15 protein-coding genes are annotated in these 12,720 nt (G+C 39.2%); 6 read left to right on the top strand and 9 right to left on the bottom strand.

Annotated features, from left to right (window positions below; all coding sequences use genetic code 11):
* Positions 1–66: 66 nt before the first annotated feature.
* The 5 genes from thrB to yutH all read right to left on the bottom strand — a co-directional run bounded on the left by thrB (position 67) and on the right by yutH (position 5,588).
* Positions 67–1,011 carry a homoserine kinase gene (thrB, locus tag JFU24_RS18780; protein ID WP_201250288.1) on the bottom strand — a complete coding sequence of 315 codons (945 nt, stop codon included), beginning with the start codon at positions 1,009–1,011 and terminating at the stop codon, positions 67–69.
* On the bottom strand, positions 1,008–2,069 hold the full coding sequence (gene thrC, locus JFU24_RS18775; RefSeq protein ID WP_201222726.1) for a threonine synthase: 1,062 nt from the start codon (positions 2,067–2,069) through the stop codon (positions 1,008–1,010). Before thrC ends, thrB begins: the two co-directional genes overlap by 4 nt.
* The gene (locus JFU24_RS18770; protein WP_057215288.1) at positions 2,066–3,364 is read right to left on the bottom strand and encodes a homoserine dehydrogenase; all 1,299 of its coding nucleotides are present in this window, start codon (positions 3,362–3,364) and stop codon (positions 2,066–2,068) included. The genes thrC and JFU24_RS18770 overlap by 4 nt, the downstream gene beginning before the upstream one ends.
* A 190-nt stretch (positions 3,365–3,554) precedes the next feature.
* Positions 3,555–4,469: a L,D-transpeptidase family protein gene (locus JFU24_RS30395; protein WP_242485362.1), complete on the bottom strand. Its 915-nt coding sequence runs from the start codon at positions 4,467–4,469 to the stop codon at positions 3,555–3,557.
* 117 nt (positions 4,470–4,586) lie between these two features.
* Positions 4,587–5,588, bottom strand: a complete 1,002-nt coding sequence (gene yutH, locus JFU24_RS18760) for a spore coat putative kinase YutH (protein ID WP_056524703.1) — start codon at positions 5,586–5,588, stop codon at positions 4,587–4,589.
* Between the two features lie 200 nt (positions 5,589–5,788).
* Between yutH and JFU24_RS18755 the strand changes: the two genes are divergently transcribed.
* Positions 5,789–6,286: a phosphatidylglycerophosphatase A family protein gene (locus tag JFU24_RS18755; RefSeq protein WP_201187205.1), complete on the top strand. Its 498-nt coding sequence runs from the start codon at positions 5,789–5,791 to the stop codon at positions 6,284–6,286.
* Between the two features lie 146 nt (positions 6,287–6,432).
* Here JFU24_RS18755 and JFU24_RS18750 read toward each other — a convergent pair whose 3' ends face one another.
* Both JFU24_RS18750 and JFU24_RS18745 read right to left on the bottom strand, forming a co-directional pair.
* Positions 6,433–7,200: a TIGR01457 family HAD-type hydrolase gene (locus JFU24_RS18750; RefSeq protein ID WP_201187206.1), complete on the bottom strand. Its 768-nt coding sequence runs from the start codon at positions 7,198–7,200 to the stop codon at positions 6,433–6,435.
* Positions 7,201–7,225: 25 nt separating this feature from the next.
* Positions 7,226–7,663 (bottom strand): DUF86 domain-containing protein, encoded by a 438-nt coding sequence (locus JFU24_RS18745; RefSeq protein WP_201187207.1) that lies wholly within the window; start codon positions 7,661–7,663, stop codon positions 7,226–7,228.
* Between the two features lie 324 nt (positions 7,664–7,987).
* On the opposite strand from JFU24_RS18745, the gene JFU24_RS18740 reads away from it, so the two are divergent.
* Positions 7,988–8,254, top strand: a complete 267-nt coding sequence (locus tag JFU24_RS18740; protein WP_053348702.1) for a DUF3055 domain-containing protein — start codon at positions 7,988–7,990, stop codon at positions 8,252–8,254.
* Positions 8,255–8,320: 66 nt separating this feature from the next.
* Positions 8,321–8,614 (top strand): cytosolic protein, encoded by a 294-nt coding sequence (locus JFU24_RS18735; protein ID WP_201187208.1) that lies wholly within the window; start codon positions 8,321–8,323, stop codon positions 8,612–8,614.
* 31 nt (positions 8,615–8,645) lie between these two features.
* Here the strand turns inward: JFU24_RS18735 and JFU24_RS18730 are convergent, their stop codons facing one another.
* Positions 8,646–8,921 (bottom strand): YutD family protein, encoded by a 276-nt coding sequence (locus JFU24_RS18730; RefSeq protein WP_053348700.1) that lies wholly within the window; start codon positions 8,919–8,921, stop codon positions 8,646–8,648.
* Between the two features lie 115 nt (positions 8,922–9,036).
* Between JFU24_RS18730 and JFU24_RS18725 the strand changes: the two genes are divergently transcribed.
* Positions 9,037–9,699, top strand: a complete 663-nt coding sequence (locus JFU24_RS18725) for a YhcN/YlaJ family sporulation lipoprotein (RefSeq protein ID WP_201250287.1) — start codon at positions 9,037–9,039, stop codon at positions 9,697–9,699.
* Between the two features lie 68 nt (positions 9,700–9,767).
* On the opposite strand, the gene lipA is transcribed toward JFU24_RS18725, so the two are convergent.
* The gene (gene lipA, locus JFU24_RS18720) at positions 9,768–10,682 is read right to left on the bottom strand and encodes a lipoyl synthase (RefSeq protein WP_053348698.1); all 915 of its coding nucleotides are present in this window, start codon (positions 10,680–10,682) and stop codon (positions 9,768–9,770) included.
* A gap of 189 nt (positions 10,683–10,871) precedes the next feature.
* Between lipA and JFU24_RS18715 the strand changes: the two genes are divergently transcribed.
* Positions 10,872–11,861: a M23 family metallopeptidase gene (locus JFU24_RS18715; RefSeq protein ID WP_446728292.1), complete on the top strand. Its 990-nt coding sequence runs from the start codon at positions 10,872–10,874 to the stop codon at positions 11,859–11,861.
* Between the two features lie 87 nt (positions 11,862–11,948).
* Positions 11,949–12,701, top strand: a complete 753-nt coding sequence (gene yunB, locus JFU24_RS18710; RefSeq protein ID WP_053348696.1) for a sporulation protein YunB — start codon at positions 11,949–11,951, stop codon at positions 12,699–12,701.
* Positions 12,702–12,720: the final 19 nt, after the last annotated feature.

Genomic DNA, 12,720 nt, shown 5'->3' with positions numbered 1-12,720 from the left:
GATACGGCTTTTGAAGGGGTCAGCTTTTTTTATAATTAAAGAGTAAGTATATGAAGCAGGTATGGCTCACGATTTAATAAAGTTCAATTCCTTCTTTTCTTCCTCTGATAAGATCACTGTATGGCTGCCATCGTTATCAATTTGCAACTCTTTCACTTGAAAGTCCGGAAAGATTTCTGTCAAACTTGAAATCACACTGCCTGCTTTTTCGGCAGAGACCAAGCACAGAACAGTGGGACCTGCACCACTTAGTGCAGTACCATACGCACCTTCATTAAGGACAACCTCTTCTATTTGTGCTAAATGAGGCACTAGCCCAGCCCTATATGGTTGATGAAAACGATCATTTTGCATCATTTTACCGACAAGATTCCAATCATTCGACAAGATTCCAGCAAGCAAAACATTGGCTGCCGCACTTCCGTTTATCGCTTCTTTATAGGGAAGCGAATTTGGAAGGACATTTCTTGAATCCTCTGTAAGCAATTCAAAATCAGGAATGACTGCAATTACCTTAACGCCCTCAATTGGAAACGAAAGGACATCAGTTCTTTCCTCTGTATGCAATCCTACAACCAATCCACCGTAAACAGAGGCCCCTGCATTATCAGGGTGCCCTTCAAAGAGAGAGGCATGTCTATTCTTTTCCTCATCGGATAAATGGAGTTCACCTACCAGGTTTGCTAATTCAATACCTGCTACAATGGCAGATGCACTGCTTCCGAGGCCCCTGGCAAGTGGGATTTCACTTGAAACATAAAGGCGACATGGGGAAAGTTCTTTTCCATAAGAAGCTGCCGTTTTCTTGGCAATTTGAACAATATAATTACAATCATCCCCAGGGAAAACAGACATTTCCTCAGACAGCGGGATGACTTCCCAATGGTCTGATAAAGATCCGTGTACTTCTAAGTAAAGTCCTAGGGCCAGGCCGATTGAATCGAACCCTGGTCCTAAATTGGCCGTACTCGCTGGTACACGGATCAAGAACATCTCAGAATCTGCACTCATGCCTGCTTCACACCTTGCAGATGTTCTAAAATAATCCCTTCATCCATTGGCAGCAACGTTGGTTGAATGGTACTTGTATCAACTGCCACATTCGGATCTTTCAAGCCATTCCCTGTTAGCACCGCTACAATCTTGCTTCCCTTTTTAATTTCACCGCTTTTTAATTGTTTATAAATACCTGCAATAGATGCACATGATGCTGGTTCAGCAAATACTCCTTCTTTTTTCGCAAGGAAATGATAAGCTTCCAGTATTTCTTCGTCGGTCACCTCATCAATTTTACCGTTAGATTCGCTTGCTGCTTCCACAGCGAATTTCCAGCTTGCAGGGTTACCAATACGGATAGCTGTTGCAATTGTTTCAGGATTTTCAATAATAGTGTCCCGAACAATCGCAGCGGCGCCTTCCGCCTCGAACCCTCTCATTTCAGGGAGACCCGTTTGTTTCGTCTCATTATATTCTTTAAACCCTTTCCAGTAAGCAGTAATATTCCCTGCATTTCCAACTGGAAGCGCCAAAATATCAGGTGCCGTGCCTAGGGCGTCACAGATTTCGAACGCGGCCGTCTTCTGGCCTTCAATCCTAAATGGGTTTACCGAGTTCACAAGAGTAATTGGTGAACTCTCACTAAGTGAACGAACGATATTTAATGCTTGGTCAAAATTCCCTTCAATTGAGATAATCTCAGCTCCGTACATAACAGCTTGAGCAAGCTTACCCATTGCAATTTTCCCCTCTGGAATAACGACGATACAGCGTAGGTTAGCACGCGCTGCATAAGCTGCTGCAGCTGCTGATGTATTTCCAGTAGACGCACAGATGATTGTGTCACTGCCCGCCTCGATTGCTTTGGCAACAGCCATGACCATTCCGCGGTCTTTAAACGAACCCGTCGGATTCGCTCCTTCATATTTTACATGCAGGTCGATTCCCCACTCTTCAGATAAACGGTTTAGTTTAATTAAAGGTGTGTTTCCTTCTAATAGGGAAAGTGCAGGTGTATTTTCATTTACAGGTAAAAATTCTTTATATTCACTAATTAGTCCTTGCCAGCTCATTTGATGTTCTCTCCTTCAACTCGGTATGTGCTTTTGACTTCTCTTACCATATTGTAATCATGTAATTTCTGCTTTATTTGTTCAAATGCTGCCAAAGAAGCTGTATGTGTAACCAGTACGATTTCGGAAGATTCTTTTTCATCCAGCGGCAGTTGAAGGATTTTGTCGAATCCAACCCCATGCTCTGCAAATAAATTCGTGATTCTAGCTAAAACTCCCACTTCATCCTGTACATGCAACCGGATAAAGAACTTAGCAAAAATCTCTGTAGCATCTTTTAATTGTTTCGGGTACTGCGGTGAAACAGCACTTCGCCCATTTACACCTAGTCTCATATTCTTGATGACCGTTACCATATCTGAAACAACAGCAGTCGCGGTCGGCAGGCTACCAGCCCCTGGTCCGTAAAACATCGTTTCTCCTACAGCTTCCCCATAAACATATACCGCATTATATTCATTATTTACCGATGCTAATGGATGTGCTTCCGGAAGCAAGGCTGGTTGGACGCTTACTTCAACCCTATCTCCAGCTCTAGAAGCCACTCCAATCAATTTCATTGTATAGCCCAGCTTTTTACTGTATCTCAAATCCTCTTCAGAAATCTCAGTAATCCCCTGTACCTCAACATCATGTAAGCCAATATTCATTGAGAAACCAAGAGTCGATAGAATCGCCATTTTTCGGGCCGCATCCAATCCCCCTACATCAGCTGTTGGATCAGATTCTGCAAATCCTAGCTCTTGTGCTTCCTTTAATACGTCTTCATAGGCTCTGCCTTCTTTGCTCATTTTCGTTAAAATGAAGTTCGTCGTTCCATTGACAATTCCCATCATTTTTGTGATTCGGTCAGAAGATAATCCATCAACAAGACCTCGCAAAATCGGTATTCCCCCTGCAACACTTGCTTCATAGAACAAATCACACTGATTCTCAGTGGCCAATTCCAGCAGTTCCGGACCATATAAGGCCATCAGATCTTTATTAGCCGTTACGATATGCTTTTTATTGTTCAACGCTTCTATTAAATAGCTGCGTGTTTCTTCAATTCCGCCCATTACTTCAATAACTACATCAATCTCAGGATTCGAAAGAATATCCTCTGGATTGGAAGTTAACATACTTTTATCAATATCAACAAGGCGCTCCTTCGTCGTATCCTTGACAAGTATCTTATTAATTGATATTGAACAACCTACTTGATGCATGAGCTTGTCCTGATGACTTTCGATAATTTGTACGACTCCTGATCCGACTGTACCTAACCCCAATAATCCGATCGAGATGGTTTTCATATTTGGTTCCCCCTTAAGAACTGTTTACCTGAAGAAAACATTTGTATTTGTATAGTAGACATTATATGTTTTTTTTATTTAATTATCAATAGTTAGAAAATACAGTCTTCAAGATTTTTTTCTTCTATCCCTTGAAAGAGTAAGATCGAATACCCCTAAATTTTTTATGGGAGAACCATTTTGATGGATATTACTTAACGGATTTCAAGGATTCATTCGTCCCCATAATTATATGTGGGTTTTGCTCGGGATCCATCCATTTCAACAAACTTAGTACATTCTTTTCAGCAGTAGCCGTGCATCCCGCTGTCGGCTTAGTTTCTCCTCTCCATATATGAAGAAAGATTGCACTGCCTTTTCCTTTTTTGATGGGATTCATATTATAATTGATGACCGCTCCATATTTATAGAGTTCATGGTTCATCCTTTCAAAAGACTTCCATTTATCAGCAGGATTTCCCGTGTAAGTCCTCCACTTGTTATAATCCTTCGAGGTCTGATCATCAATCCAGTAATCATTTTTGGTTGTTTTCTTATATTTCATTTTCATATTTGCCGGCTTCGTTTCACTTCCAAAAGCCGTACCAAATGAATATATTCCAATAGGTGATTTTCCGTCGCCCTCTTTTTTACTCTTCGTAAAGCCGTTCTTCCCAATGACGCCCTCCATCTTCTTTAACGCACGTCGCCATTCGCCTTTTTTCTTCTCATATGTTTGAATTGTCACCTTGGTATCACTCATAGATTTTCCTGTGACAGCTACAACTTGGTTAACATTCTTTCTCGTATCAAATTTCTTCAGAATGGCTTTTTCACTGGAACTGAATACCTCTTTGGCATCTGTCATACTGATATATGCGGTCTTTTTTGAATAGCAAACCTTATACCAGTTTCCAGTTCTCCCACTGACTGATAACTCTTTATTTTTCTTATATGTTTTTAAGGTTTTACTGCCAGCCGACGCCTTTTCTTTCAAATCAGTTGTGCTCTTAATGACAATCTTGAATTGCGTTGCTTCACAACTTGTTTTCGTTTCAGCCTTGGCAGGTATCGATGCTTGGAAGACTAGTAGGAATAAAAGGGTAGCCATCATAATTCTTTTCATGGATTCATCCTTCCTCATCTTGAAGTAAAGTAAATAAATATCAAACTATTCTAAAAAATCTTGTTTTTATCATAACATAGTAAGCAAGGATGAATCATATTTCTTTCCAGTTTTTATCTAAATCCAGTCAATTTGAGGCAAATTATATTGCTTGACCGGGACTTCCGCCAATTCATAAAAATGTTTGAGGAAAGACTCATATTGTTGGGATGATTTCGTAATTGAAGATATCTTATCTTCCAGTTCATTGGATCTTGATTCCGTTGTTTTGGAAAAATACTCTTCGACTGTTTCAAAATAATGAATCGGAAACAGCATTCTCGAATATAACAACCGAGCAGAGAAACTCGAAAACTGCTCTACATTCTGATATTCATGAAAAAAATGCGCAATGCCTCGCTGATAAGTATGTTTGTTTTGAAAATAGTGTTCCCTCACCCATTCTGCCACATCCCTTGTTCCATGGTCGAATACCCAATCAAACGGATTTTTCATCCAATTATTGCTTTTCCAGGTATCATGTAAAAATCGTTCATAGCATACCGTTCCACTGTCGACAAGTTGTGGGGTATCATCAATTTCCGTGTCGACTAAATATTGAATCGCATTTTCACCTAATACCATATAATAGGGAAAGGTTTCTACAAATAATTTTTCAAACTGGTTATCCGGATGGGCGTTCAGCTTATCCTTCCAGATCATTTCTAATTGATCAATCCTTTGTTCCCAGAGCTCTTTCCATTTACCAATTCTTGAACATGTTCGAATCGTTTCATTAATATCTCTCCCACGCTGATGAAATCTCGCTAAACGCCGGCCCGGGTTGAAATTTTTCGGACCTTCCAATGCCTCATTAGCAAGGAGGATAAATAATTGCTCATCCGCTTCCGAAACATAACTGCCATGATTTGCAAGGACAAAGGCTGAAACATGACGATCTCCCTGTGAAATCAGATGCTGAGACATTTTATGACGTTCCACTAATTCCTCTTGTTCCACATTTTCTATTGGAACAATGCTGTAAAACATATTTCCAGAACGAAAGCTAGGAAACCGGCTATTGGCTTCCTCTCGCTCTACTTGTATACCGTAATTATTAAAAATGATTTCTTCTATCATAAAATTGCCCCTTTCATCAAATGGATAAAAATAGAAATATTTGGACATTATATACTTATATATATGTGGAATAACCCGTTTTCTGAATGATTATCGAAACCTTATTAGGAAATAAAAGCATGTTTCAGGATTTTCAGTTTTACCACAGTACTACTAGCGTTAGAACTATCCCTTAAAATATAGAGAAATGGGTGAAGACCATGGCTAATATTGAACAATCAATATCTGAACAAACGGCTCGAAGATGGCTAAGTGAACGGGGAGTGAAACTAGAGGATATTGCAGAGCTTGTCATGTATCTGCAAAAAAGCTACCATGAAAATCTTCAAATGTCTGATTGCCTTCACAATGTCGAACGGGTAATCTCTAAACGCGAGGTCCAAAATGCTATCTTAACCGGCATACAGTTGGATATTTTAGCTGAGAAAAAATTGCTTGAAGAGCCTCTACAAAGCATCATTGAAATAGATGAAGGACTATATGGAGTCGATGAGATATTAGCCTTATCGATTGTAAATGTGTATGGATCTATCGGTTTTACGAATTATGGATTTATCGACAAGCAAAAACCCGGTATCTTGAAATATTTAAACGATAAAAGCACAGGTAAGGTCCATACTTTTTTAGACGATATCGTCGGTGCTATTGCTGCTGCCGCATCAAGCCGACTTGCCCATCGAACTAAAAATGTTGAATAGTGGACACCACCTTTAAACAATCGGAGATAAATTTTTTCATCTCCACAAATTCCCCTTAATTTTGAATATATGCTGAAATTTTATGATACATCTAAATTCCAGTTCCATAAAAAAATCCAGGGCTGCTTTCGCAGGCCTGGATTTTTTTATTCGAAGTGCCATAGGTCGAGCGTGTCCACCACATATGTAGGCTGCTTCTCATATTGCTCTAAGCGTTCTTTTGTTGTTACACCTGTATGTACAAGTAATGTATCGATACCTGCGTTAAGGCCAGCCAAAATATCCGTATCATAATTGTCGCCGACCATGATTGTTTCTTCTTTTGGTACACCCAATACTCTTAGCGCCTGCTCTACTATGACGGATTCAGGTTTTCCAATGAATATCGGCTGTACCTGAGTAGAAACAGAGACAACGGACGTCAACGCGCCATTTCCCGGTAATAGACCCTGTTCAGTAGGGATGGCAATATCACCATTAGTTGAAATGAAAATGGCGCCATTTCTCACTGCAAGACAAGCTTTTGACAGTTTTTCGTAATTAACGCCACGGTCGATACCCATCACAAGAAAGTCAGGAGATTCATCAACAAGATTCATTCCCTTTTCCTTAAGAGCCTCGATAATGCCTTCTTCACCAACTACATAAACGGATGCATCTTCTTTTTGTTCAGCAATGTAATTCGCTGTAGCCATACTTGTCGTGAATACCTGGTCATCTTCAGTTGAAATACCAATGCTTCTTAATTTATCCGCTACCTGTGCCGGAGTCCGGGAAGAGTTATTGGTTACGAATAAATAAGGGATATCTCTTTTTCTTAGTTCATTAATAAAACCTGCTGCTTCTGCAATTTGTTCGGTTCCACGGTACATCGTGCCATCTAAATCAATTAAATATCCTTTGTACGATTTCATTTGAATTCCCCCTTACCTAACCAAACTAATTTTTAAAAGCTGAAACAGGACCCAATTCGTTTGTTAAATAGTTTCTTACCAAATCAGGGAATTGTTTAAATGCCTCTATGTTTTCCTCGAATACGGAAAGTAGTTCTTGATGGTTCACTTCAATGAAATCCTGAACTAGCATTTTTCTTAGCGGCAGCACCTTTTTAAATTGTATGGCGATAACTTCGGAAATGACTTTTTCATCATGAAGGATATCAATAATATCTTCGTAACTGCCTGGATCACGCATAATAAAACCATCAATTACTGCATTCCCTACATCCAACACAGAATCGATGGAAGTGTGTATGAGCCTTTCGACGATAAGCTCCGAAAGGTCTCCATCCCAATTATCTTGCCCTTCAAAAAGCCCAAGCTGTTTTTCAAGAAATCCTAAAATCTGTTCAATTTTTTGTCGGTCTACAAAGTACATTCTTTCCAGATCCTTTCTGATCTAAGATGACACATGAATTTTATCTACAATTGAAGGTCTAGCCTAGTAATAGCCCAGTACCAAATCAACCTTATACCTTGATAATACCATAGCTTCTCCAATACTCTCAATTCCTTGGGCTACAACTACTGACCCATTCTCTTTGGCAATCATGTAATTTGGTCATTTCATCAGAAATTTCATACTAAATACTCTCTCTAAAAAAGTAGTACCTCCATAGTACTCCAAAAATGTCTGTTCCCCTATTGCAGTCACTTTGTTATGATGGAACTACCAAAATGCAGATATGAAGGGGATGATAATGTGGAAGAACGTTTTTATTTATACAATGACGTGGTTGACTCCAAAACCCGGTTTATAAGTTTTATGGGTGAGGAATCAAGATTTGATTTGGCCATTACGACTACCGACCGCTTTTATGGCAAGAAGCTTGTATTAAACATGCAGAGTAACCGTTTCGCGATTATTGGACCGGATGATTTAGAAGAGGAAGGCTATCTTGAACATGCATTTCAGTTAACAGAAGCGGAAGCAGAGGAACTAAGTCACTTTTTAATGGAAATCGTATAAATGCTAAAGTTTTTTTCTTTAACGGGAAAACCTACTGAATGTACGATTACATGAGGAGGGTTTACCTTGGAAAAAGAAGAGGAAACATACCACGATTTCTCCAATGTTGAAAAGCAGCGGGATTTTTTACTTCCTGAAGAATTTCCCGAAGGACCTTTTGGATCCACAATAGCACAAGATGCCCCTGTCGAGAATAAAAGTACACCATGGCAGGAAGGACAACGATCTCAAAGTGCCTTTAATTTTGAAAATAAATCATTGCACGAAGACTTACCGCGCAAATATCCTGGTGCTCATCCGACACATGATGATCCGGAAAAGCATGAACAGCCTCCTTATGAAGGATATGGAAGCTCTTAAAGTTAAAGGCCAGAATGCATTCTGGCCTTTTTTATTTCTTTATTTTTTTCACAACAAAATATGGACAGCCAAAATTGCAGTACTCATATAAATATTCGCTGAGCGTACTTATTTTTGTATCGAAGGTTGCTTTCTGATTAGAATCATCAAAAAATCCGCGCAGTCTCAATTGACCGTAACCCCAATCCCCTACGATAAAATCATACTTCGTTAAAATCTCACTATATCTGGCTTTAAACGCTTCTTCGTTATAACCTTCTCTTTCGTCTTCGATTATTTCATAGGTCAGGTTATTGATGTTAATCATTCATTTCACCTCTCAAAAATACATTCCTTCTTTAAATTATAACTGATTCCCCATCAATTACTAAGCGAAAATTAGAGAAATATGTTCATCCTAAGGTTACAGGGGGTGTTTTTTAATGAAAAAAACAATAATAGCAGTAGGTTTAAGTTCAATTATTGCACTAACCGGCTGTGCTACCAATAAAGATAAAGATCAAGGTATGGGTCCCAACAATAATGCCAATAATCCTACAAATGTAAATAATCCAACTCAATATTATGACGAGGATTATCGTAATCATGACAACAAAAGTGATGATTTTGGTTTTACCCGCACCAATAAAACGACCATAAAGGGCCGTAACATTTCTAATAAAACAGCTACCGTTGACCGTGAACAATTGGCTGATATTATTTCAACACTAAGCGTTCAGCTTCCAAATGTCAATGATGCCGCTACCCTCGTAACTGATGAGGAAGTTCTTGTCGTATATGATACAAATACCAAGAATCGAACCGACACCGCGGACCAAGTGAAGCGTACGGCAATGTCTATCGTCCCTCGCTACTATCATGTTTATGTCAGTGATGATCCAACACTTGCCCAAAATGTTGAAAACTTCGCAACACTGCAGTCCGACAGCAAAGGTGTCGACTATACTATCGAAGAGACCATTAAACGCATGCTAAAGTCACCTCAAGGACACAAAATGAGCGATGTGGAAAACGAGAACGGTGAAATGGTTAACGATAAAGGGGATCATCATGATAACATCCAACAAAAAACGGACAATTTTTAATTATCTAATTTACTGATAAAGCAAATGATAAAATGAAAGGACCGAATATTTTCGGTCCTTATTTCTTTCTATTTCAATAATTCTTCACCTTTAATTTGCTTATGTTTTGCTGCGGCATTAACCTGTTCATCTGCATGATAAGAAGAACGGACAAGCGGACCGGATTCACAATGACTGAAGCCTTTTTCCAGTGCCCTCTCTTTCAATTCATTGAACTCTTCTGGTGTGTAGTATTTCAACACCTTTAAATGTTTTTTAGTCGGTTGTAGATACTGGCCGATCGTCATGATATCCACATTATTCGCCCTTAGGTCATCCATTGTTTCAAGGATTTCCTCCCTCGTTTCACCTAAGCCGACCATTAAACTCGACTTCGTTGGAATCTCAGGATACATCTCCTTGGCTCTTCTTAAAAGCTCCAAAGAACGTTCATATTTAGCTTGCGCTCGCACTCGGTCGGAAAGGCTTCTGACTGTCTCTATATTGTGGTTCAGAATGTCAGGTTTAGCATCCATCAATATCTTGATATTATCATACACTCCGCCCATATCTGATGGTAATACCTCAATCGATGTAAATGGATTTTTGCGTCGGATAGCACGAACCGTTTCAGCGAAAACTTCAGCGCCACCATCCTTTAAATCATCACGGGCAACAGCCGTAATTACAACATGTTTTAAATTCATCAATACAACGGAATCTGCAACGCGTTCAGGTTCAGCCCAATCTAATTCGTTTGGACGTCCAGTTGTAACAGCACAAAAGCGGCACGCTCTTGTACAGATTTCACCTAAAATCATAAATGTGGCTGTTCGTCTAACTGCCCAGCATTCATGAATATTCGGACATTTTGCTTCTTCACAAACAGTATGCAGATTTTTCTCCCGCATCATATTTTTTAAACCAATGTAATTTTCATTGGTATTAAGCTTTATTTTTAACCAATCTGGTTTACGAAGAATTTCTTTATTTGTAGCAGACATGAAAATGTCACTCCATTCTATAGAAATTAACACACCCTACTTTAACAATAATAATACATTTAGACAAGTTATAGTGAGTTTCCCATCATTTATTTTTCATGTTTAAAGCTAAATCAGTAAAACTTATAAAAGATAGACAAACTGATGTCTTTATAAATACGGATAGCAATATGAAAGGAGCCTGTCCCGTTGAAAAAAGTATTCCTTTTTACCTTAGCTTGTTTGTGTTTTTTGAATACTCAAAGCCTAGTTGCAAATGCTGCTGACACCCCTGATCCTTATCCAGGGAGAATGGAGCTTTATAAAAACATGGAAACAACTCTCCAAATTCCTTGGTATTATCTAGCAGCAGCTGATCAATATGAGCATAGCCTGAGACTTGCCCGCAGGGACCTAGAGCCGGCAAAGGGCCTAATAGGGATTAATATTGAACCTTCTAAGTGGAGAGGGGCTCTTAATCCCAACTTAAATGATGTAAATCCGCTTACAATCACATTTTTTGATGGCTTAGGTCAAGATGGGAATGGTGACGGGAAAGCTGATATTACCAATGATACCGATCGTTTATATGCCTTTGCAAAGCATCTTCTTAATTACGGAACTGACGAAGATAATATCCGGATCGGCCTCTGGAATTATTATAAACGAGATAAAACAGTTAGCATAATTATCGGCAACTCCATGATTTATAAAAAATATGACCGCCTGGATTTGCAGGAGAAAGCTTTCCCTGTTCCAGTAAGGACTCATTATACGTATTTAAATACATGGGGAAGTGCTCGTGGGTGGGGCGGCAGGAGAATCCATGAGGGAACTGATATTTTTGCAGACTATAGCCTTCCTGTACGGTCAACAAGCTATGGAATTGTTGAAATGAAAGGCTGGAATAAATTCGGAGGGTGGCGAATTGGTATTCGTGATTTAAATAATACGTATCATTACTTTGCCCATTTAAGTGGTTTTTCTGATGGATTAAAAGTCGGCCAAATCGTTGAGCCTGGCCAAATAATCGGTGGTGTCGGCAGTACGGGTTATGGTCCTCCAGGTACATCCGGTAAATTCCCCCCACATCTTCATTACGGAATGTACAAAGACAACGGAATAACAGAGTGGAGCTTCGACCCATACCCTTATTTAAAGATGTGGGAAAGGAAAGATTTAGCGAAAAAGAAAAAGTGAGCAGCGGGAAATTTTCCGCTGCTTTTTTTTGAAACGAACATAAACCCCTGAACTTTATGCATAAGTATTAGTAAAGGGGGCTAAAGCGTGTTCCGAAAAAGATTTCGCCCAAAAAAATTCCGCAAAAAGGGACCTCTTCCTACCCGAAAAGTATTTCTCTATTCTTTTATCCTTTTTATCATATCGAGCATCTCTACACTCTGGTATGTTGATAAAGCAATCGAACCCGTTATCATGAGCGTGGCTGAAAAAGAAATCACGCGTATTGCTACAGAAACGATTCATGAAGCTGTTGATGAGAATATATCAAAGGTTGATATGAAAGAAATGATCACTACCAGCAAAGGCGGTGAGGGGGCCCCTTCTTCTTACAGCTTCAATCCAACGATTTATAGTGAATTGAGATCCAACATTACTAAGGATATTCAAAATAAACTAGGAATCAAAAAAGGAAACCCTTTTACTGAAACCGGCAAAGCGAAACTCAATGATGAACAATATAAAAGCGTTGTGTACTATATACCTCTTGGTGTAGTTACCGGAAATAACCTTCTTTCAAATTACGGACCTGAGATTCCTGTGAAAATGTCTGTCATTGGAAACGTTGAATCAGATTTAAAGACCAAACTGACCAACGCTGGTATCAATAACATTTATTATGAATTAACCGTTGATTTTAATGTCAATATTCAAATTGTCATCCCCTCACTATCTGAGGAAACTAAGGTGAGCCAGGAAGTAAAGGTTGGAGATATACTGATTAATGGTGACGTACCTAGTTATTACAGCAACGGAAGCGGCTCAGTTCCTCCGGCCATTATGAAGGATAGCAAGGAATAAACAAACAGCTTAACCAGTA

The sequence above is a fragment of the Peribacillus sp. TH27 genome (assembly GCF_016650915.1).
GTDB lineage: Bacteria > Bacillota > Bacilli > Bacillales > DSM-1321 > Peribacillus > Peribacillus butanolivorans.
Note: the sequence above shows the minus strand (reverse complement) of the source record. Positions and strands in the feature narration are given on the sequence as shown.

Excerpts from the sequence above, each read along its gene's own strand:
- thrB (WP_201250288.1), bottom strand. The coding sequence starts at position 1,011 with ATGAGTGCAGATTCTGAGATGTTCTTGATCCGTGTACCAGCGAGTACG.
- thrC (WP_201222726.1), bottom strand. The coding sequence starts at position 2,069 with ATGAGCTGGCAAGGACTAATTAGTGAATATAAAGAATTTTTACCTGTA.
- JFU24_RS18770 (WP_057215288.1), bottom strand. The coding sequence starts at position 3,364 with ATGAAAACCATCTCGATCGGATTATTGGGGTTAGGTACAGTCGGATCA.
- JFU24_RS30395 (WP_242485362.1), bottom strand. The coding sequence starts at position 4,469 with ATGAAAAGAATTATGATGGCTACCCTTTTATTCCTACTAGTCTTCCAA.
- yutH (WP_056524703.1), bottom strand. The coding sequence starts at position 5,588 with ATGATAGAAGAAATCATTTTTAATAATTACGGTATACAAGTAGAGCGA.
- JFU24_RS18755 (WP_201187205.1), top strand. The coding sequence starts at position 5,789 with ATGGCTAATATTGAACAATCAATATCTGAACAAACGGCTCGAAGATGG.
- JFU24_RS18750 (WP_201187206.1), bottom strand. The coding sequence starts at position 7,200 with ATGAAATCGTACAAAGGATATTTAATTGATTTAGATGGCACGATGTAC.
- JFU24_RS18745 (WP_201187207.1), bottom strand. The coding sequence starts at position 7,663 with ATGTACTTTGTAGACCGACAAAAAATTGAACAGATTTTAGGATTTCTT.
- JFU24_RS18730 (WP_053348700.1), bottom strand. The coding sequence starts at position 8,921 with ATGATTAACATCAATAACCTGACCTATGAAATAATCGAAGACGAAAGA.
- JFU24_RS18725 (WP_201250287.1), top strand. The coding sequence starts at position 9,037 with ATGAAAAAAACAATAATAGCAGTAGGTTTAAGTTCAATTATTGCACTA.
- lipA (WP_053348698.1), bottom strand. The coding sequence starts at position 10,682 with ATGTCTGCTACAAATAAAGAAATTCTTCGTAAACCAGATTGGTTAAAA.